Origin of the sequence: Brevibacterium sp. H602, from assembly GCF_051172395.1 — a bacterium.
Lineage (GTDB): Bacteria > Actinomycetota > Actinomycetes > Actinomycetales > Brevibacteriaceae > Brevibacterium.
The window spans coordinates 75,505-92,100 of record NZ_JBPIZD010000012.1 but is presented as its reverse complement, the minus strand read 5'-3'; the positions used below and the strand labels follow the sequence as shown (position 1 = coordinate 92,100).

Here is a 16,596-nt window from a genome sequence, read left to right as displayed (position 1 = left end):
TCTGTAGTGGTTTGGTCGCCCCGGCCCGTGAACCACCACAGACACGGGCCGGGGCATTCCCGGTTCGCGCCAGTGAAGGCAAGCGTCGCCGGGACAATCGAATGCTTAGAGGTTTCAAATACTCAGTGAACAGTGCGAAGCTAGGCATGTGGCGGGGGAGGCCGCCCTATATCCGCATCAAAGTGAAAGAGTGAGTCATGCTAGCCGTCGCAATCATCGCGCTAGGAGTTTCTGGAATTTCCGCTGCTTTCGCAATCTGGGCAGCCTGGTCCACGGCAAAACAAGCGAAAGAGTCGGCTGCTCAAACAGCAATCCAAAAGCAACAAACACGGATTCAGCGCAAACAAGTTGCTACGGCGGAACAACAGACCAGGCTGCAACGCCAGATAGCCCGTGACTCTATGCAACCGTATGTTTGGGCGGATTTACAGCCAGACATGCAACGCGGGTCAACTGTGGACCTCGTCGTTGGCAATTCCGGCCCTACGGTCGCTCACAACGTAAAAGTAAGCATCGACCCGCCGCTACCAGGGAACGCCCAGAACTCAGATAAGATTGCGAGCGTTCAGCAGCAATTGGCCGATGGACTCCGCTCAATATCTCCAGGCCGGGTGATTCGTTGGAACGTAGGACCGGGCCATGAGCTTATGTCAGAGGACGCCCCACAAGTGCGCCAAATTCGGATCGAAGGCGAAGGCCCAAGTGGCCCCCTTCCGCCGCTTGAGCTACAGATTGACCTCAATCAACTTCGGCAGTCAAAAGATGCTCCTGACGGTTCTCTGCACCACGTTCGAAGCTCGATCAAGGATCTAACAAAAGCCGTTGACAAGATCCAGAACACGATTCGGAAGAACCAGCGGGACGACTGAAAGCCAACTTCTGCGCCGCCCCGAGGATTCGAACCCCGAACCAATGGTTTTGGAGACCACTGCTCTACCGTTTGAGCTAGAACGACTAACCCCCGCAGGGGTGCGCGGTTTTGGTCTGGCCGGTTACCGCGAAACCGCCCCGAGGTTCATGGAGGACTCGAACCCCCGCCAGCGGTTTACAAGACCGCCGCTCTGCCTGTTGAGCTAATGAACCGTATGCCCTCCCACGCACGACCGCGAGAGGGCATAAAAATAATCCCGCGAGCCTGTACCCATAGGCTCCGGGATTGTGCTTTGCGAATGCTGTCAAACCAATTGTTTCGTTAAGAAATTCGCGTAGGGCTACAGCTTACAGGATCGGGGGAAAATTAGCGCCAGGGCGGGTTTTCTCCACGGTGCCGGCCCCTGTATTCCGCAGCTTCCAAATCGTCGGAATGGTAATGAACTCTGCCGTCTTTGACTCTTCGGCGCATTCCGTAATCTCTGACCCACCGGCGAAGCGTTTGTACCGTTACGCCGTGGAATCGCATTGCTTTCTCTTGGGTCATCCATTCCATTTGTTGAACTCCCGAATGAGCACCCCCAGCTTTGCCCACATGTCTTTCAGTTCATCCGCCGTCATGAAGTGCTCTCTGCCGTCGATCATCACAACGGCGGTGCCCCTGTCGTTGATCGTGGCAAGGTCCACGTTGTTGAGGACTGCTGTAGCTGAACGGGTGATCATTTGATTTCGTCCTCTCGTTTAAGCTTCTGCGCTGCCACCTCTTCGGCGGTGTGGATCAGGCCGCATGATCCGCATTTGAACCGTTCATCAGCCTTGTATCGTTTCGGCGCGTAGCGGTACAGGTTGAGCCGTTCACACTCCCGGCACCGCGCATTGAGCAGTTCCGGCTGTTCGTGTGTGGGGTATCGTTCCGTCAGTCGCGCCACCGTCTTGACGATTTCGCGGGCGATCTTGGCTTGCCAGTTGATCGGGACGAGGTGGGTTTGATGCTCCAGATACCGGGCGAGCTTCAGCGCGTGGTCATAAGCTGTGTCCGGCTCCACCCCGGCAGGCAGTCCGACAGGCTCCCAGTCCCCCACGATTGGCACTGTCGGCATGGTCCCGCCCAGCAGGTCCGCGACGTTCTCCGCGTGCCGATACAGCAGTGAGTAGATGCTGTCACAGTCGGCCATGGCGTGAATGTTGAGCGGGGCTGACGGCTTCTGTGAGGGTGCTGATCGTTCGGGCTTCTCGCCCTTTTCCGGCGTAATCCTCTTTCGTAGCTCCGCGACCAGCGAGGGGGCTTGTTTGAGGGCTTCGGGATAATCCATCAGTCTCCAATCTTGAGAGCGTCGATGAGGCGCTGCGGGTATCGGATCGCACGGGTGATTTTTCGGCGGGGAATGCCGTTCTCGATCCACGACACGGGCAAGGGTTTAGGCCACAAGGTGCCGGTCTGCCGTGAGTTGCGCGGCTCCGGTCGCCATGCGTCCCAGGTGAGGCATGCGCGGCGGCGGGTGCCGTGAATGGTTACCGGGTTGTCATCGGCGGGGGACATTCTGATCCGGCACCCCTGCCGTTCGGCTTCGTCGCAGAAGGCCATGATCTGCTCATGGGTTAACAGTTCGGTGCGAATGAACTTGCGCATTACTCGATCACCTCGAATTCGGCCTGACGGGTGAGTTGAGTCGTGCCGTCAATTCCGGCAACCTCGATTTCGACAAACAGCGCGGTCATGGTCTTGACCAGACGCCCGAATGCTTCCCGGATTTCCTCTGACTCTGACCACACGCGCAATGACGCGAGGGTGCCCTCAACGCTGAGGTGCTGGTCCACGATCCGTAGCTGTTTGCCGACGTGCGCGGCAGTAATTTCGATGATCGGTTTCATGGTGCCCCTTTCAGGCATAAGGTCGCCCCGGCCCTCACGGTGGAAGGCCGGGGCATAAGAAATGACCCCGAAGGGTCTGAATGTCATTTCATTGTGATCCGCTGATACAGGCTCAGAGTGTGCGCCCACACCCATGCCGGCCAGATCAGCAGCAGTCGTTCAATCCGGTTCATTCGTGAAGCTCAAATACACGGTGACTGTGTTCGTGTGCAGGTCGTGGAACCGGGTTATCTTCAACCGTCCTGTCTTGAGCAGGTGCCGGATGAATGCGGCGTCGCGTTTCTGTTCGCGCCGGACCGGCTTAGGCGTGCAGGCCATAACGTTTCCTTTCGTGTGGTGATAGGTGGTGGTGCCAGGGTTTGCCGTAGCGGAACCGACGAAATTTCGGTCTGTACCCGAGTCCGGCCAACTGCTCTACGGTCAGGTACATGACCGACGCCGCGCTGATCCTATTCGCGAGAGCATCAAACGCGTCCCAGCATTCCCGGCACATACCGAGCGGATCGTCTGCGTACCGTCGTTCGCAGTAGTCGCAAAATCGGACCGGCACGGGACGCCATTCGAAATAGAGACCATTGCGCGACAGTGCAGGGTAGGGCACTAGCTCGAATCTCACTCCCATTGTTCGACCTCTCGCTTCGCCCGTTCCACGGCTTCGACCGTGTACGGATTCGACGGCGGTAAGTCCACATCTCCAAGCGGGTCACCGTGCTCGTACCCCGCCGCATAGCCCTCATTCCAGGCGCGCTCCGAGACTTCCCTGATCGCTTCAGTCAGGCTCTCTTGCATGGCTTCGCGTTGCGCCATGAGCGCATCAACGGTTTCCTTCTTCATGATTCGTCGCCTCCCGGTGCTTTCACGCTTACGTCGAACTCAGCGACAATCGCGTCCGTGATGTTCTGAGCATCGTCGCGGTCACCCCACTTATCGAAGATCAGGGCTTCGAGACGCTGCCGGGGTGTCGGTTCCGGGTCCGGGACGACGGTGATGCCGATACGAGACAGGCACATACGCGCCCAGGCCATGTACTCTGGCCCGAACGCTTCGGTGATTCTGCTCTCTGTGATCGTGCGTCCGGGCGCCTCGCCTACTTCGAAATACTCAGTGAGCAGCTTCGCTGACGCGCTCTTGAAGGACTCGAAGACGATCCCACTGTTGTCCGCCTTCATCTTCGCCTCGATTGAGCATTTGCCGTCCCACCATGTCTCAGTGATTCGCTCCGGATTACGGAACAGCATTAGCCGTCCTTCGCTGTCCAAGATTGCAACCTTCATTGCTCTTCCTTTCCGTTGAAGTCGTGGAATGCGCGCCATGCAATCGGCCACAATTCCTCAATGAGTGCGTCCACCTGTTGCGCACCCTGCCGAATCTCAAACAGTGCGTTCGGCGCGTCCCTGAGCGTCAGGAACTTGAACCAATTCCCGAGGTTCGCCGTCGCCCAGAACTGTGTGTAGACCGACACCGGCAGGACGTTGCGCGCAACCTCATTCGCCACACCCTCAGAAAGCATGGATTCGTAGTTCTTCCACGCTTCCTCTTCGGTCCACTTATGCCGATGCTCGGTGACGACGACCTGCCGAATCGTGCCCTCTTCGCGGTGGTAGTCGAGAGCTTTGCCCGTCTGCACGATTGGGCGGTCCTCATTCGGCCTGTAGAACTTCGGCTGAAGCGTTGTGTAGCGTGCCGAAATCTCCGAATAAGACTGCGTGCGGTGCCGCATCCACTCACGGGCGACGAAAATCGGGGCTTCCACACTGACCGTCATCACGCAATGCTCGAACGGGCTAGTGTGCCCCTCACGCATAAGCGCACGCACCAGCCCCGCAACCTTCCCGCCGTCGCCGTCAAGCCCTTTCGTGGACACGCGCGCCGCCGAGGCGATCCGCGCATCATCCCCCATTGAGTCAATGTGCTTGACTGTGATTTCACTGCTGAAGTCAGGCATTCGGACCCCCGAACATGGCCGCCCGAATCTCAGGCTCAGGCGGGGTCCAGCCGTCCGGCTTCTGAATCTTCCCGTGCTCGTCCTTAACGACCTTGCCGTCAACGAGCTTGCGCATGTTCGCGTCATGAACAATGTCCAGCACGTTGTCTAGGTCGATCCCATACGCGGCAGCGGTCCCGTAGATGACATCAACCATGTCCGCGAGCGCGTCAGCCATGTTCACGAGCGCGGCCTGTTGCGCGGTGGTGCGGTCTGTGCCGAGGTTCAACCCGGCGTAGGTGCAAGCCGACTTCGCTTCTTTGTACTCGTTCAGTTCCGAAATCAGCATGTTCATGCGCAGCCACGCCGTGTTCGCGTCGGGAATCGTCGGCGTCAGTGGTGCGTCCTGGTCCCCGGCGAGCATGAACTGTTCAACTTTTTCCTGGTATCTCATGGTGGTCTCCAAAATCTGCGTTTCTAGGCGCTGAAAAGGGCGTGGATGCACGATTACGCATCCACGCCCTACAAACGCTGTTTTGCGGTGGTTTTGTGCGAATCAGACTAGAAAGGCGGTTCGTCCGAGAAGCCACCCTGCGCGGGGCCATTCGAGTTCGCCCACTGGTCGGGATTCTGGCCCCAACCGCCCTGTGGTGCGTGTTCCTGGCCGCTGTAGCCGCCCTGCGCGAACCCGCCGCCCTGATTGCCGCCCTGGCCCTGATTCCGGCGCAGGATGACGCGAGCGAAGTCAACGACAAGCTGAACCTTCGAACGCTTCTCGCCCGTGTTCTTGTCCGCCCACTGTTGAGTCTCAAGGTCACCGACAAGACGGACGGACGAACCGCTCCCCGCCTGCTCAGCGATCATTTCCCCGAGCTGCCCGAACGCAACACAATTCAGGTACAGCGTCTTATCGTTCACGGGGTAGCCGCGCTCGTCCTTCACGATCTGCCCGTTCTCACGCTTCGGCTTATTCGCGGCCACGTTGAACGAACACACCCCCTTGCCTGAAGGCGAGAACCGCATTTCAGGGTCACCCGTCAGCGTGAAAAAGTTGTCAATCGTCGGCAATGCCATGTTTCGTTTCTCCAATCTCGCCCGTTTCCGGGCATAAAAAATCCCGCCAAAGCGGGTTAGCTGTTCTGTTCTCGCACACGCCTAGCGTGCTCACGCAGTAAGTCCTCAGTGGTCGGGATGACCCCCTGAGCCTTGAACTCTCGATTGATCTGCTCATACTGAAACCGCAACTGCCGATAGTTCGACGGTCGGGGCACCGCATCCGGCACCCCCGAATCAATCGCCCTCACCTCAGTGCGCTTCGCATACGCACGCCGTGCGCCGTCGATCACGTCTCCCACCTTCATGTTCCGGTCACGGTGCTGAGAGTGATAAGCCACGATCCCTGCCTCATAGTCCTGAGGCTCGAACTGTGGATACTTCGACATAGCCATAGCCAAAAGGCGAATCTCGAACTTGTCAGATTGACGTCGTTCTGCAGAAACGAGAATCCTCATTGTGCTATTTGCCTGTTCCACGAATCGACGCTCCAAACCTCACCCCCTGCCGCGCTTTCTGCAATCTCCATGAACAGATCGTTGTTTGCCCGATTGCGCTGTTCATCGAACGTCATCGGCCCCGACCCTCGTTGCGGTCGCTGCATCTGAGCCTCAAGCGTTTCGAACTTCTCCCGAAACTTTGAGAACGATCTGATGTTCGTGCGCCAAAACTCGTCATTCAAAGCCCACGACGCCACAGCCTTAGCCCGTTCAGGTTCAACGCCGTCACGAGTGAGCAGCAGTCGAGCTGCATCACGATTCGCTTTCGTGTCAGCCGGTGCCTTGAAGCCGTTGTCCACCACCTGAGCATTCAGCCAGTCGATCAGTTGCGCGGCGTCCGGGTGAGCTTCAGCGAATCCCGACGATGTATTACTAGGGGACGGGACGGGACGGGACGGGACGGGGACGGCAGACTCCCGAGGGACATGAGGGGGACTCCCCAAGGTGTCCCCCTGTGCGTCCCCAGGGGACAACTCGGGGACATGCCCTTGACCTGCGAATTTGCCGTTTGGGCCGCGTCGCTGATTGCGCTTTTTCTCGCGTTCTTTGCGCCGCCGCTCTTCCGTTTCGGTCCTCGTCGGCTGGTATTCGTCCCAGTTGCGGAACTGATACCCAGCCTCTTGAGGCCCGTACTTTTCACCGTCCCCGGACCGTCCCACGCCTGTCCCCTCCGCGTCCCGATCTGTCCCTTCGGTGTCCCCAGGGGACAAGTCGGGGACAATCCGAAGCCATAGACCCGCCGAAACGAGCGCGTCCGCAAGCTCTTCGTCAGCCCCGAATTCATCGAGCATGTACCAAGGAATGAACCCGTCCGTCAGGTCATGGGCCGACCATGATCCGGCGAGAGTCCAAAGACCGACAGCGGCAACTCGGAACCTGCGCGGAATCCTCAGAACCTTGCGCGAAGAGTAGAACCGATCATCGACTTTGAACCAAGCCACTTTGCAACCTCCTTACTCTCAATCGCCCTTGCAGTTCACTATCTGTCTGAACTCATGAACGATGCTCACCAGGTCCGCAGCGTCAGCCATGACCTGATCTATGTCCTTGTACGCGCCGGGGATTTCGTCAACAAACGCGTCAGTGTCTCGATACTCAATGCCACTCATGGCCGCTCTGAGGTCATCATGAGTGAACGTTTCCCGAGCCTTCCGGCGTGAGAAGTTCCGCCCCGCGCCGTGCGGTGCCGAGTTGAACGACATTGCATTTCCGCGCCCCTTCACCACGTATGAGGCGGTGCCCATTGAGCCGGGGATAAGTCCGAACTGACCGTCACGGGCTTCAATCGCGCCCTTACGGGTGACGATCAGGTTCTTTCCGTGGTGGTGTTCACGCTGCATGAAATTGTGGTGGCAATTGACCTCTTCCGACTTCTCCACGGGCGCGGCCATAAAGCCCTCAAGCGCGCTGAGCGTCTGAATCATCATCTCTTCACGGTTCAAGTAGGCGAACCGTTGCGCCCACTCCACCGCGTTCATGTACTGGTCGAATTCCTGCGTGCCCTCCACCAGGTAGGCAAGGTCTCGATCAACGTCAATGAAGTTGCGGCGACAATATTCGTTCGCAAGGTTCATGAAGTGCGTGGCGATCTTGTTGCCGATCCCCCGCGACCCCGAATGCAGGAACGCCCACACACGATCATCTTCGTCAGCCACAATCTCAATGAAGTGGTTACCGCCGCCGAGCGTGCCGAGCTGATTACGCCAGGTGCGCGAAAAATCGGAAATCCCGCGCTCCTGTAGCTCGTAATCCCACTCGCCCTCAAGTTCTTGGACGAATGCCTCCGCCGAGTTGGTCAAGTCGGGTGTGTACTTCCCCGCGCTCATGGGCACACGCGCCTCAATGCCTTCACGCAATGCCCGAAGGTCACCCCGAGCGCGCACCTGATCCTCAGTCCACTGAGTCCGAACTGCGACCATGCCGCAGCCCAAATCGACACCCACGGCGGACGGGATGACCGCGCCGCGCGTCGGGATCACCGAACCCACAGCAGCGCCCTTCCCGAGGTGCGCGTCAGGCATCAGCGACACATGCGGTTCAACGAACGGCATCCACGAAATGCGCTCCACCTGATCGAGTGTTTCCTGATCGACCTGTGAGGCCCATGAATAGAAATTCTTACCAACGCGTTTCATCGTTCTCTCACTTTCAGTCGAACACCGGGGACACTGCCGTCCCCGGTGAAGTCGTGTGTCCAGTCCTTTTCCGGGTTGATCCACCGGACTATTCGGGCGTCATTCTTGAGGACGCCAGACTTCTCTAGAGCGTCACCCGCCGCACGTTGAAGCTTGTCCACGTCAAGGCCCGTAGCCGCGTGCTCTAGGCGGGGGTTCGCAGGGCGAGGAAGCCAGAAGCTAGCCGCAACCTCAACGGGTTCGTCCAGCGGTTCCCAGCCCCCGAAATGCGCCCTCACCCACGCTTGCAAGGATTCGATCATCCAATTACGCCACTCGACCAATTTGGGTTCGTGGATCATGCGGCCCCGGCCAACATGCTTCATTGAGCCTTGAGCGCGAGGAGTGCCAGGAATGAACAGATCAATCAGCCATTCACTCATGAGGCCACACCCCGGCATTCGCTGATGAACGCCCGACCTTCGGGCGAATCCACGTAGGCCATGACCACCTTCACGGGAACGCAGCCCACGGGCGCGTCCTGTTCCAGCCGCATTTCGTCAGCCGCCCTAAATACCGCCTCAGCGGTTCGTGGCTGAACAGTGTCATCGGGCTTGCCGCCCATGATCCGTTTGAACGTCCGGTGCCCCATGCCCACGGCCAGCAGAACTTCAGTCCTGTTCGCCGTGTTGCGGATCAGGTATTGAAGGTCGTCCATTACGTCAGAGACTTTGAAGCTCACCGCCGCCGCCTCTCAACCACGCCGGGTTCGCCAATGACGCTCACCTTGACTTCAAGGGCGTAGCTCCACACCTGTTCCGCCAGCGAAGCGACGTGAGCGGATTCGGCCAGAGCACGTTTCGCTTCATCGTCGCGCGACTGGATAAACCATGTCCCGGCCTTGCTTCCCTTCGACCAAATCACCCACAGGCCGCGCGGCGCATCCCAGAAGCGAACAGTCTGACCGGGGCGCGGTTTGAATCCTTTCCGCAGCATCTTCTCGTCAGCCATTACCTTTCCCCTTTCTGATCTGGCCGCTTCGTCTTTCGCCCGTCAGCCGTGAGGTAATACCAGCCGTCGAACGCGAAAAAGACGGGAACCTTCAGCGGGTCATCCCACGACCTGAGTTTGTGGCCGAGGTCCACACCCCGTTCAGCCACTTCGGGCACGGCCTCTAACCGCTGATTGCAGAGACCGCATAGCGTCATGAGATTCTCGAAACCGTCTAACAGCTTTGAGCCGCCCATGCCGCGATTGATCCTGTGCTGAATCGACAGACCGTAGGTCTCCCCGCAGTTCGCGCACATGCGCCCGTCACGATCGAAAACGGCTTGCCTATTCTTCGCACTCACAGCCATTGCGCACCGACCGCCGCCGCATACGAAATGACCGCGAACCCCAAAGCCGCGCACACCATGCCGGTGCTCTTCTCCGCGATAGCTCCGATCCACGAGACAAAGCCCAGCGTCAGAGCAAGCCAGAACAGAATGATGAACAACATTTCTTCCCCTTTCGGGCATCAAAAAAGCCGCCCCGAAGAGCGGCTAGAACATTCGTTATGTGGTGGTGTCAGCGTTCCCCGACACCTGCAACCTGGAATTGAGCCAGGATCGACTTATTGAGCGACTGATACGCCATAAGCTCAGACTGCAAAGCCTTCGACAGGCGATCCGCGTACCTGTGCGCGGCGTCCGCAACGTCCCGAGCCTCGCGCTCTGTTATGGTCGCTTTGTCGGCGGCGTAACGCTTTTCCGCCTGTGGTCCTTCGTGATCCAAATAGGCTTGAGCAAAAGCGCGATCGAACTCGCGGTCAGCAGCAAGGAACTCTGTGTAACGGTCGTTGCAGACCTTGGCGCTCTTCGCGATCCGGTTACTCAGGTTCAGCATGTGCTGTTCCAGCATGACCGGCGTTAGCTCGACAGCCGGTGTTTCATCGTCCATTGCCAAGACCTTCCACCAGTGCGAGCACGAACCGATCAAGCGGTGTCAGTGGGGGCTCTTCAGTCTTCTTTGCTTCACGAGTCGCGCGCCGCCACTCGCGCATAAACGACCGGGCTTCGTCGCCGGACATGTCCCACATGAAAGCCAAGATGTCACCCGGCGCATTCTTGATCAGTGTGTCGAAACCTCTGTCTCGGAAACACCGCAGCGGCAGATCACTTGTTCGGGGCAGCGTGTAGGTCTCGCCGTCGAACTCGAAATCAACAGTTCTCATGATCCAATCTCCCTCAACTCGTCAAGGAATTTGACCGGCGCACCGGCTTCCTTGGCCTGATTCCAGATTGCGTTCTTCTCGTCCGGGCTTGTGGCCGACTGCATCATGCCCCTGAAGTCAGGCAGATTGCTCGCTTCACCAGTCACGGGGCGCGGGGCTTGCCGCTCCATTACCTGCGCATCCGGGTCCGTCTCTGTGGTCGGCAGCGCGAACGTCTGCAACAGTGCCGTGCGGAACGTGACTGACATTGCTTTCGGCGTCGCCTTGTCGCCCGTGTCCGCAGACTCGCCAGCGGCAACACAATGGATCACGTCGCCCTCCGGCCCAGTGATCGTGTACTCAACCACGAGCCTGCACGCGGTGCCCTGTTTGTTCTTGTCCGTCGTGTAGTGCTCATAGTCGCGCGCAATGATCTGCGACGGGTGAACGGTTACGCCGTGCCTCTTCATCGCCGGTGACAATGCGTTCACAACTGCGTCAATGCCGCGAAAGTTGAAGTTGTGGAAGGTGTTATGGTCGCCCTTCCCGACCGCGCCCACGTCCTTCATGACCTCAATAATCGCTTCGTTGACCTTCATGCGTTCTCCTTCGCTGGTGTGATCCTGAGTGATGGTTTCGGAGCCTTCCCCGGTACGGTGAACTGCTCCAACAGCTCCGGGTGCGATTCCCCGAACTTCTTCTTGTCGAACGTCTCCCGAGCCTTCGGCTTCACCAACGTGACCGTGCCGAGGTCGGACACATACTTGAACTTGTCCTTATCCCCGATCAGCGCATGAAGCCGAGCGTCCACATCTGCAAGGTCTGCCTTCGCTTCATCAAGGGCGGCAGTAGCTTCGAGCCGTTCCGCGAGCAGCGCGTCAATCTCCGTGACCTCGCCCATTGCGTAGAACTGGTCCAACAGGTCATTCAGGTAGGCGATTTCGTCATCGTCGCGGTCAATAATGAACACGTGAAAGTCATTGAAATAGCGTGGGACAAGTGAGCCATCGTCGCGCTCGTCGTAGTATTCGACCGCGAGCACCACAGCAGACGCGCCAGTGACGCGCATGTTCCACTGGGCCTGTGTCACGTACCCGGCGGGCACGCGCTCCCAGCGCTCCTTCTTTGACGTTTTCGCCTCACCTAGCACGTCGCCCTTCGCATGCGTGCCGTCAGGCGTGCCCATGGCGCGGGGATCATCGTCATTCCGCAAAACGTGATCGTTCGGAACGATCCCGTACTCTTCGCCCAGGAAGGAAAGGATGACCGGCTCCCGGTCGTGTCCCCACTGCGTGTACTTGTTGCCCCTCCACCTCGGGGCAATACCTTGCTTTTCGGCTTTCAGCTTCGCCCACGCGGCCCGTGAGCCGTGCGCGAGAATCGACATTTCCGAGGCCGTCACGCCTGTAGAACGGTCAGCCTGCCAAGCTTCGTAGTCCTCAGCCTGAGACGATAGAACTGCATACATTGGTGCCCTCACTTCCAGTTGTTCAGCAGCATCACAAGGGCCAGCAGGATCAGCAGCGTTCCCACAGTGTTTAGCTCAGCCACGCCGCCCCCTCATGTCGTAGGTTTTCGCCATATGGTCGAACCACGGTTCATGCGAGGGGTTGATTCGGCCCTCTGCAAGCCCGATCCCCAACGAAGAGGTTCTGTCACCTCTATGCGCGGGTTGCGACGGCTTCTGATAGGCGGGTGCCCACGGGTTGTTCATGTCAGATTTCTTTCTCACTGGAATGTCCTTCTTCTTGTCGTTCACGCTTGTATTCCTTCGTCATCAAAAACACGCCCAACAACGAGACAGGTGCGCCCACGACAAAACCGCCGTTGACTGTCCCCGTTGACTGAGCGACCAACAGCACCCCCGCAACCGCGAGGATGAAACCTATTGCTCTCATTGCGTCCCCTTTTGGGTAGAGAAAAACCCCCGGTGCCCATGGCCGGGGGTGTTGTGGTGGTAGGCCAGATCAGACCGGGCTTATTGCGCTTGAAGCTCGATCTAAAGGCAAAATGGCGCATAGAAAAGGCCCCGCCGAACACGGCAGGGCCTTACATGATTGTTCTGTTTAGCTAGTTCCTCTTCCCCAGCCCCGGAAGTCCGCCCGACTTCACGGATTTAACAGCGGTGTTCGGACGGCCGGGTCGTTGTCCGCCGGACCCTTCAACGTACGGCCCGAACTCGATCAAAAATGAAGCAGTTGACTTGCATCTGTACAACGACCGCAGCAGTTCCTTCCTGTCATCGTTGTCTGTGAACCTTCGTGCCTTGCGAATGGTTGAGTTGATCACCGCTTGCACTTGTCGGCCCACGGAATAGAACTCTTCCGACCCTTGGCCGTGGAGTTTGAGCAGTAGCCTCACATATCGCTCAACCTCATTGACCGCCGCGCTAGCGAGGAAGAATGTAGCTTCGTCACCATTCGGCTCCGGGAACTCGATATCAGGAATCTGAGCACTCATGAGCTGATCCTAACCGTGTTGACAACGCTTGTCCTGCCGCACTTATCGCATTCCGGTCTCACGCAGGTTGCGCGGTGCTCAGCGTCTTGCGCCGTTGAGTCGGTATGGATGCCAAGGACGCGCAGCGATTCGTAGAAGTCGAATTGTGCTTGCATCTTGTTCGCGCGTCGCTTCATGCGAACGCCGAGACGATCAGCCTTGGACCCGGTGATTGCGATTCCGTGCTCAGTGCAGAACGCAACGATTTTCCAAGTGAAGCCTTTTGCGGATTCTCCCCCCGACGTCATGCCAGGCTGGGACTGTGTAACTGTTGTGGCGGTCATCGGACACCTGCAATCCATGCTTTGAGGTCCGATTCTTTGATCTGATGCCAGCCACCCGGCCCTGTCTGCTCAGACGGAAGATCGCCCGAGTAGATCGCTGCCCTGATCGTCTGGGGGTGCCGGTTCGCCATGTCAGCCGCTTCGGGTACTGTCATGAGCACATCATTTGTTGTTGGGCTGAGGCCGAGGAACCGGCGCGGGTCCATCCCGAGGATTCGGCCAAGCTTGATCAGGTGATCGAACTTGATTGCCGACTTACCGGAAAGGAGACGGGACATTTGCCCCTTCGATACGCCGATCTTTTCCGCGACTTGAACGGCTTTGTAGCCCTCCGCGTCGAGAGCTTCGCGGACTCGTGCCGCAACCTCAATGTTTCGTGTGGTGGTGGTGTTCATGGCAATCACTCTATCTGGATTCAGAACGTTTATTCATATCCAGAACGTTCGGACGATGGTGACTTACGCCTCAAAGTTGCATAAACATGCTGGTCAGAGCATCACGTATCTGAATCAGAAATTTTTACCTGCACTTGTAAAGTTGAGCGTGTCGTGCAACTATTGAGCTATGAGCGACCCAATCACCACGGCCCTAGCCGCTACCTTCAGGGCAGAAATGGCGCGTCAGCAGATCAAGCAAGCCCACCTTGCGAAGATGACCGGCCTATCCCAGTCCGTAGTGTCACGCCGCCTCAACGCCAAAGATTCAATGTCGATGGACGAAGTAACCGTGATCATTGAGGCACTGGGCCTAGACGGAGCCAAGGTCATAGCTAAAGCCTTCGATGAAGCTGCCATGACGCAAGACCAGTTCGGGCTAGTCGCTCACAACCCCGGCGTCGACATTGAAGCCGAGCAGGAAAGTACCGAAGAGAACCACCCGTAAGGAGAAAAGGCTTGAACCAACTGTTCGCCCTTGCAGAATCACAAGGAATCACCGTGCAGGAGGCAGAGCTTCGAACGTTCAGAGGGTTCTACGTCCCCGCGTACCGAACAGTTGTGTTATCGAGCCTTCTCAATGAAGTACAGAAACGGTCAACATTCGCCCATGAGCTAGGGCACGCCTACTACGACGATTCGACCGCCCCGAGCGATCAGGTGGCCGAGTTTCAGGAGCGGCGCGCGAATGAGTGGGCGGCAGAACTCTTGATTGATCCTTATGAATACGAGCGGGCAGAAACGCTTTACGGCCCCCATCCGGGCGGTTTAGCTCAGGCTCTAGGTGTCACCCGTGAGCTTGTAGAAGCCTTCAGAATGACTTTCGCGAGGTGCGCATAATGGCATGGGTCAGAAAGAATAAGAGCGGTTGGGTCGCCTGCTACCGCGACCGGAACGGCGTGCGCCGGACACTCAAGGGGCAAGTGTTCACCCACAAGAAACAGGCACAGAACGCCGCCGCTGAGGCTGAAACGAAAGCGCAGCGCAAGCGCACTTCATCCTCTATCCCGTGGAGTGAGTGGCGGGACACCTGGCAAGAGCAGAGGACCGTAGAGTCCTCCACTCAGACCGAGGACGAAAAACGGATCGACCGCTACCTATCCCCAAGGTGGGCGGACGTTGCCCTATGCGACATTGAGCGCGAGGATTTGAAAGCATGGCGCGCCGAACTGCTCAAGCCATATGAGGTCAAGGTGAAGGGCGAAACCGCCACCCGGCAGAGGTCAACAGCGACCGTGAACCGGATTATGTCGCTCATGTCGAAATCGCTCAGTGATGCCGTGGATTCTGAAGTGCTCGAATACAACCCCGCGAAGGGTCTCACGATCAGCGGGGGCGACGTTGAGCATGAGCGGTATCTGACGAAGGCGGAAGTGGAGAAGGTGACGGCTGAACTTTCCCCACGCTGGGCGCTGCTCATGAATTTCCTTGCCTACACGGGATTGCGCTGGGGTGAAGCGAAGATTCATTCGCTTGACGGCATCTATCAGAAGCGAATTGACGTCAAGCGTGGCGTGGTTCAGGTGTTTGAGGTTTGGGACGATAAGGCCGGGGACGTTAAGCAATACCCGAAGGGCAAATTGCGCCGGACGGTGCCTGTCCCAAAGTGGCTCATGGACTCACTGCCGACCACCGGGCCGCGTTTGCTTTCGCCGCGTGGTGCCATGCCTCAGAACAACAACTTTCGACGCGCCCTGAACGCCGCTGCCGACAAGGCGGGGGTGGAACGTTTCAGGGTTCACGACCTTCGCCACACCTATGCGTCTTGGCTAGTCCAGGCAGGGAGACCGTTAGAGCAAGTGCAATATCTGCTAGGCCACAAGAGCATCATCATGACTCAGCGTTATGCCCATCTAGGGGAACTTCCGCACGACGATATTCTGTCGGCCCTCGCGTGACAGATTTTTGACAGATTTTTGACAATCATTGACTAAACCGCACGCAACGAGATGCAACCCAGGGCGAGCAAGAAGGGGCGTATGCCCAGGTGAGAGGCCGAATGTTGCACGAATGACTCAACGGCGCTCAACCGCTCAAACGCTCTTTTAATCCGCGGGTCGTGGGTTCGATCCCCACGGGGCCCACCCAGCCTGAACAGGAGTGATGCACCCCCGAAGCTCACCGCTTCGGGGGTGTGTCATTTTCAGCAGATTTTCAACAGACGATTCAGTTCTCCCTGCGACCGCGGGTAGTCGAGTGAGGCTGTACCGGGACTGACACAGGATGTTGCCTGACGAACACCCCCTGCGGGCCGGCAACCGCATAGAGTCGGAGTCATCGACCGGTCAGCAGCGAGAAGGATACGCACAATGAGTTCGAACTACCGCGCCCAGGCTGGGCTCGCCATCCACGGCCCAGGGCCCTGGCGCAACCGCGGTCAGCTGACTCCGGCGCCGTCGGGCAGGCGCTGGTGGGCGAGGATCCTCGACGCGATCTTCGTCCTCTTCTGCACCGGCACGGTCGTCGGTGTCGCCATTGCCCTCGCCGGGATCAACATCATCTCGCTCGATGCTGCTACCGGAGCTGCTCTCGCCAGCTATCCGCTGATGGCGCTGGTGTTCGGAGCCCTCTACGGCTGCACGGTCTCCCCCGGCCAGGCACTGTGCGGAGTCGTCTCGCTCAAGCACAGCGGCAGACGCGTCGGATTCTGGAGGGGCATGTGGAGCTACCTCGGCGTCGCTTTCTTCCCAATCACGATCGTTCTCCTCATCTGGACGTTTTTCGACGCTCCGACGTTCGACCTGGATCCGGTCGACGTCTACTACCGCAGATCGCCGCAGGTCTGGTAGTTCCAGCTCCAGGGTGCGGAATTCGAGGACGCGTTTCGCACCGGCGATCTTCACCAGGAGCCC

Annotated in this window: 28 protein-coding genes and 2 tRNA genes; 5 read left to right on the top strand and 25 right to left on the bottom strand. The window is 58.3% G+C overall.

All coding sequences use genetic code 11. The annotated features are described in order from the left end of the window. Positions 1 to 197: 197 nt before the first annotated feature. Positions 198 to 869, top strand: coding sequence for a hypothetical protein (locus ACSBQT_RS10870; RefSeq protein ID WP_435001743.1), 672 nt, complete (start codon positions 198 to 200; stop codon positions 867 to 869). A 13-nt stretch (positions 870 to 882) separates the two neighbouring features. Here ACSBQT_RS10870 and ACSBQT_RS10865 read toward each other — a convergent pair. The 25 genes from ACSBQT_RS10865 to ACSBQT_RS10745 form a co-directional block, all read right to left on the bottom strand. Further along, positions 883 to 955, bottom strand: a tRNA-Trp gene (locus tag ACSBQT_RS10865). A 56-nt stretch (positions 956 to 1,011) separates the two neighbouring features. Further along, a tRNA-Thr gene (locus tag ACSBQT_RS10860) sits at positions 1,012 to 1,083 on the bottom strand. Between the two features lie 330 nt (positions 1,084 to 1,413). Further along, the gene (locus tag ACSBQT_RS10855; RefSeq protein WP_139468050.1) at positions 1,414 to 1,593 is read right to left on the bottom strand and encodes a hypothetical protein; all 180 of its coding nucleotides are present in this window, start codon (positions 1,591 to 1,593) and stop codon (positions 1,414 to 1,416) included. Further along, the gene (locus tag ACSBQT_RS10850) at positions 1,590 to 2,183 is read right to left on the bottom strand and encodes a hypothetical protein (protein ID WP_435001742.1); all 594 of its coding nucleotides are present in this window, start codon (positions 2,181 to 2,183) and stop codon (positions 1,590 to 1,592) included. The genes ACSBQT_RS10855 and ACSBQT_RS10850 overlap by 4 nt, the downstream gene beginning before the upstream one ends. Next, complete coding sequence (locus tag ACSBQT_RS10845; RefSeq protein ID WP_435001741.1) at positions 2,183 to 2,500, bottom strand: hypothetical protein; 318 nt, start codon at positions 2,498 to 2,500, stop codon at positions 2,183 to 2,185. The genes ACSBQT_RS10850 and ACSBQT_RS10845 overlap by 1 nt, the downstream gene beginning before the upstream one ends. Continuing rightward, a complete protein-coding gene (locus ACSBQT_RS10840) occupies positions 2,500 to 2,742 on the bottom strand; it encodes a hypothetical protein (RefSeq protein ID WP_435001740.1) in 243 nt (80 codons plus the stop codon). Before ACSBQT_RS10840 ends, ACSBQT_RS10845 begins: the two co-directional genes overlap by 1 nt. 612 nt (positions 2,743 to 3,354) lie before the next feature. After that, positions 3,355 to 3,576: a hypothetical protein gene (locus ACSBQT_RS10835; RefSeq protein WP_435001739.1), complete on the bottom strand. Its 222-nt coding sequence runs from the start codon at positions 3,574 to 3,576 to the stop codon at positions 3,355 to 3,357. After that, positions 3,573 to 4,016 (bottom strand): hypothetical protein, encoded by a 444-nt coding sequence (locus ACSBQT_RS10830; RefSeq protein ID WP_435001738.1) that lies wholly within the window; start codon positions 4,014 to 4,016, stop codon positions 3,573 to 3,575. The genes ACSBQT_RS10835 and ACSBQT_RS10830 overlap by 4 nt, the downstream gene beginning before the upstream one ends. Further along, positions 4,013 to 4,687 (bottom strand): FAD-dependent thymidylate synthase, encoded by a 675-nt coding sequence (gene thyX, locus ACSBQT_RS10825; RefSeq protein WP_435001737.1) that lies wholly within the window; start codon positions 4,685 to 4,687, stop codon positions 4,013 to 4,015. Before thyX ends, ACSBQT_RS10830 begins: the two co-directional genes overlap by 4 nt. After that, positions 4,680 to 5,120, bottom strand: coding sequence for a hypothetical protein (locus tag ACSBQT_RS10820; protein ID WP_435001736.1), 441 nt, complete (start codon positions 5,118 to 5,120; stop codon positions 4,680 to 4,682). Before ACSBQT_RS10820 ends, thyX begins: the two co-directional genes overlap by 8 nt. 107 nt (positions 5,121 to 5,227) lie before the next feature. Then, entirely contained in the window at positions 5,228 to 5,740 is a 513-nt protein-coding gene (locus ACSBQT_RS10815; protein WP_435001735.1) for a single-stranded DNA-binding protein, read from the bottom strand. Positions 5,741 to 5,796: 56 nt separating this feature from the next. Next, positions 5,797 to 6,177 (bottom strand): hypothetical protein, encoded by a 381-nt coding sequence (locus ACSBQT_RS10810; protein ID WP_435001734.1) that lies wholly within the window; start codon positions 6,175 to 6,177, stop codon positions 5,797 to 5,799. Continuing rightward, a complete protein-coding gene (locus ACSBQT_RS10805) occupies positions 6,174 to 6,518 on the bottom strand; it encodes a hypothetical protein (RefSeq protein WP_435001733.1) in 345 nt (114 codons plus the stop codon). The genes ACSBQT_RS10810 and ACSBQT_RS10805 overlap by 4 nt, the downstream gene beginning before the upstream one ends. A gap of 660 nt (positions 6,519 to 7,178) precedes the next feature. Further along, a complete protein-coding gene (locus tag ACSBQT_RS10800) occupies positions 7,179 to 8,354 on the bottom strand; it encodes an RtcB family protein (RefSeq protein ID WP_435001732.1) in 1,176 nt (391 codons plus the stop codon). Beyond that, positions 8,351 to 8,776, bottom strand: coding sequence for a RusA family crossover junction endodeoxyribonuclease (locus ACSBQT_RS10795; RefSeq protein ID WP_435001731.1), 426 nt, complete (start codon positions 8,774 to 8,776; stop codon positions 8,351 to 8,353). The genes ACSBQT_RS10800 and ACSBQT_RS10795 overlap by 4 nt, the downstream gene beginning before the upstream one ends. Beyond that, positions 8,773 to 9,075, bottom strand: coding sequence for a hypothetical protein (locus ACSBQT_RS10790; RefSeq protein WP_435001730.1), 303 nt, complete (start codon positions 9,073 to 9,075; stop codon positions 8,773 to 8,775). Before ACSBQT_RS10790 ends, ACSBQT_RS10795 begins: the two co-directional genes overlap by 4 nt. Next, positions 9,072 to 9,344, bottom strand: a complete 273-nt coding sequence (locus tag ACSBQT_RS10785; RefSeq protein ID WP_435001729.1) for a hypothetical protein — start codon at positions 9,342 to 9,344, stop codon at positions 9,072 to 9,074. The genes ACSBQT_RS10790 and ACSBQT_RS10785 overlap by 4 nt, the downstream gene beginning before the upstream one ends. A gap of 337 nt (positions 9,345 to 9,681) precedes the next feature. Then, positions 9,682 to 9,834 (bottom strand): hypothetical protein, encoded by a 153-nt coding sequence (locus tag ACSBQT_RS10780; protein WP_180345565.1) that lies wholly within the window; start codon positions 9,832 to 9,834, stop codon positions 9,682 to 9,684. Positions 9,835 to 9,902: 68 nt separating this feature from the next. After that, positions 9,903 to 10,274: a hypothetical protein gene (locus ACSBQT_RS10775; protein ID WP_435001728.1), complete on the bottom strand. Its 372-nt coding sequence runs from the start codon at positions 10,272 to 10,274 to the stop codon at positions 9,903 to 9,905. After that, positions 10,264 to 10,548: a hypothetical protein gene (locus ACSBQT_RS10770; RefSeq protein ID WP_435001727.1), complete on the bottom strand. Its 285-nt coding sequence runs from the start codon at positions 10,546 to 10,548 to the stop codon at positions 10,264 to 10,266. Before ACSBQT_RS10770 ends, ACSBQT_RS10775 begins: the two co-directional genes overlap by 11 nt. Further along, positions 10,545 to 11,126: an ERF family protein gene (locus ACSBQT_RS10765; RefSeq protein WP_435001726.1), complete on the bottom strand. Its 582-nt coding sequence runs from the start codon at positions 11,124 to 11,126 to the stop codon at positions 10,545 to 10,547. Before ACSBQT_RS10765 ends, ACSBQT_RS10770 begins: the two co-directional genes overlap by 4 nt. Further along, the gene (locus tag ACSBQT_RS10760; protein WP_435001725.1) at positions 11,123 to 11,995 is read right to left on the bottom strand and encodes a YqaJ viral recombinase family protein; all 873 of its coding nucleotides are present in this window, start codon (positions 11,993 to 11,995) and stop codon (positions 11,123 to 11,125) included. Before ACSBQT_RS10760 ends, ACSBQT_RS10765 begins: the two co-directional genes overlap by 4 nt. A 75-nt stretch (positions 11,996 to 12,070) precedes the next feature. Continuing rightward, on the bottom strand, positions 12,071 to 12,286 hold the full coding sequence (locus ACSBQT_RS10755; protein WP_180345564.1) for a hypothetical protein: 216 nt from the start codon (positions 12,284 to 12,286) through the stop codon (positions 12,071 to 12,073). 311 nt (positions 12,287 to 12,597) lie between these two features. Further along, positions 12,598 to 12,987 (bottom strand): hypothetical protein, encoded by a 390-nt coding sequence (locus tag ACSBQT_RS10750; RefSeq protein WP_435001724.1) that lies wholly within the window; start codon positions 12,985 to 12,987, stop codon positions 12,598 to 12,600. A gap of 319 nt (positions 12,988 to 13,306) precedes the next feature. Then, positions 13,307 to 13,705, bottom strand: a complete 399-nt coding sequence (locus ACSBQT_RS10745; protein ID WP_435001723.1) for a helix-turn-helix domain-containing protein — start codon at positions 13,703 to 13,705, stop codon at positions 13,307 to 13,309. A gap of 169 nt (positions 13,706 to 13,874) precedes the next feature. Between ACSBQT_RS10745 and ACSBQT_RS10740 the strand changes: the two genes are divergently transcribed. The 4 genes from ACSBQT_RS10740 (at position 13,875) to ACSBQT_RS10725 (ending at position 16,533) form a co-directional block, all read left to right on the top strand. Then, a complete protein-coding gene (locus ACSBQT_RS10740) occupies positions 13,875 to 14,192 on the top strand; it encodes a helix-turn-helix domain-containing protein (protein ID WP_435001722.1) in 318 nt (105 codons plus the stop codon). Positions 14,193 to 14,203: 11 nt separating this feature from the next. Further along, complete coding sequence (locus ACSBQT_RS10735; RefSeq protein ID WP_435001721.1) at positions 14,204 to 14,584, top strand: ImmA/IrrE family metallo-endopeptidase; 381 nt, start codon at positions 14,204 to 14,206, stop codon at positions 14,582 to 14,584. Beyond that, the gene (locus ACSBQT_RS10730) at positions 14,584 to 15,642 is read left to right on the top strand and encodes a tyrosine-type recombinase/integrase (RefSeq protein WP_435001720.1); all 1,059 of its coding nucleotides are present in this window, start codon (positions 14,584 to 14,586) and stop codon (positions 15,640 to 15,642) included. The genes ACSBQT_RS10735 and ACSBQT_RS10730 overlap by 1 nt, the downstream gene beginning before the upstream one ends. A gap of 411 nt (positions 15,643 to 16,053) precedes the next feature. Then, positions 16,054 to 16,533, top strand: a complete 480-nt coding sequence (locus ACSBQT_RS10725) for a hypothetical protein (RefSeq protein WP_410708820.1) — start codon at positions 16,054 to 16,056, stop codon at positions 16,531 to 16,533. Positions 16,534 to 16,596 lie beyond the last annotated feature (63 nt).

Excerpts from the sequence above, each read along its gene's own strand:
- ACSBQT_RS10870 (WP_435001743.1), top strand. The coding sequence starts at position 198 with ATGCTAGCCGTCGCAATCATCGCGCTAGGAGTTTCTGGAATTTCCGCT.
- ACSBQT_RS10855 (WP_139468050.1), bottom strand. The coding sequence starts at position 1,593 with ATGATCACCCGTTCAGCTACAGCAGTCCTCAACAACGTGGACCTTGCC.
- ACSBQT_RS10850 (WP_435001742.1), bottom strand. The coding sequence starts at position 2,183 with ATGGATTATCCCGAAGCCCTCAAACAAGCCCCCTCGCTGGTCGCGGAG.
- ACSBQT_RS10845 (WP_435001741.1), bottom strand. The coding sequence starts at position 2,500 with ATGCGCAAGTTCATTCGCACCGAACTGTTAACCCATGAGCAGATCATG.
- ACSBQT_RS10840 (WP_435001740.1), bottom strand. The coding sequence starts at position 2,742 with ATGAAACCGATCATCGAAATTACTGCCGCGCACGTCGGCAAACAGCTA.
- ACSBQT_RS10835 (WP_435001739.1), bottom strand. The coding sequence starts at position 3,576 with ATGAAGAAGGAAACCGTTGATGCGCTCATGGCGCAACGCGAAGCCATG.
- ACSBQT_RS10830 (WP_435001738.1), bottom strand. The coding sequence starts at position 4,016 with ATGAAGGTTGCAATCTTGGACAGCGAAGGACGGCTAATGCTGTTCCGT.
- thyX (WP_435001737.1), bottom strand. The coding sequence starts at position 4,687 with ATGCCTGACTTCAGCAGTGAAATCACAGTCAAGCACATTGACTCAATG.
- ACSBQT_RS10820 (WP_435001736.1), bottom strand. The coding sequence starts at position 5,120 with ATGAGATACCAGGAAAAAGTTGAACAGTTCATGCTCGCCGGGGACCAG.
- ACSBQT_RS10815 (WP_435001735.1), bottom strand. The coding sequence starts at position 5,740 with ATGGCATTGCCGACGATTGACAACTTTTTCACGCTGACGGGTGACCCT.
- ACSBQT_RS10810 (WP_435001734.1), bottom strand. The coding sequence starts at position 6,177 with ATGAGGATTCTCGTTTCTGCAGAACGACGTCAATCTGACAAGTTCGAG.
- ACSBQT_RS10800 (WP_435001732.1), bottom strand. The coding sequence starts at position 8,354 with ATGAAACGCGTTGGTAAGAATTTCTATTCATGGGCCTCACAGGTCGAT.
- ACSBQT_RS10795 (WP_435001731.1), bottom strand. The coding sequence starts at position 8,776 with ATGAGTGAATGGCTGATTGATCTGTTCATTCCTGGCACTCCTCGCGCT.
- ACSBQT_RS10785 (WP_435001729.1), bottom strand. The coding sequence starts at position 9,344 with ATGGCTGACGAGAAGATGCTGCGGAAAGGATTCAAACCGCGCCCCGGT.
- ACSBQT_RS10780 (WP_180345565.1), bottom strand. The coding sequence starts at position 9,834 with ATGTTGTTCATCATTCTGTTCTGGCTTGCTCTGACGCTGGGCTTTGTC.
- ACSBQT_RS10775 (WP_435001728.1), bottom strand. The coding sequence starts at position 10,274 with ATGGACGATGAAACACCGGCTGTCGAGCTAACGCCGGTCATGCTGGAA.
- ACSBQT_RS10770 (WP_435001727.1), bottom strand. The coding sequence starts at position 10,548 with ATGAGAACTGTTGATTTCGAGTTCGACGGCGAGACCTACACGCTGCCC.
- ACSBQT_RS10765 (WP_435001726.1), bottom strand. The coding sequence starts at position 11,126 with ATGAAGGTCAACGAAGCGATTATTGAGGTCATGAAGGACGTGGGCGCG.
- ACSBQT_RS10760 (WP_435001725.1), bottom strand. The coding sequence starts at position 11,995 with ATGTATGCAGTTCTATCGTCTCAGGCTGAGGACTACGAAGCTTGGCAG.
- ACSBQT_RS10750 (WP_435001724.1), bottom strand. The coding sequence starts at position 12,987 with ATGAGTGCTCAGATTCCTGATATCGAGTTCCCGGAGCCGAATGGTGAC.
- ACSBQT_RS10745 (WP_435001723.1), bottom strand. The coding sequence starts at position 13,705 with ATGAACACCACCACCACACGAAACATTGAGGTTGCGGCACGAGTCCGC.
- ACSBQT_RS10740 (WP_435001722.1), top strand. The coding sequence starts at position 13,875 with ATGAGCGACCCAATCACCACGGCCCTAGCCGCTACCTTCAGGGCAGAA.
- ACSBQT_RS10730 (WP_435001720.1), top strand. The coding sequence starts at position 14,584 with ATGGCATGGGTCAGAAAGAATAAGAGCGGTTGGGTCGCCTGCTACCGC.
- ACSBQT_RS10725 (WP_410708820.1), top strand. The coding sequence starts at position 16,054 with ATGAGTTCGAACTACCGCGCCCAGGCTGGGCTCGCCATCCACGGCCCA.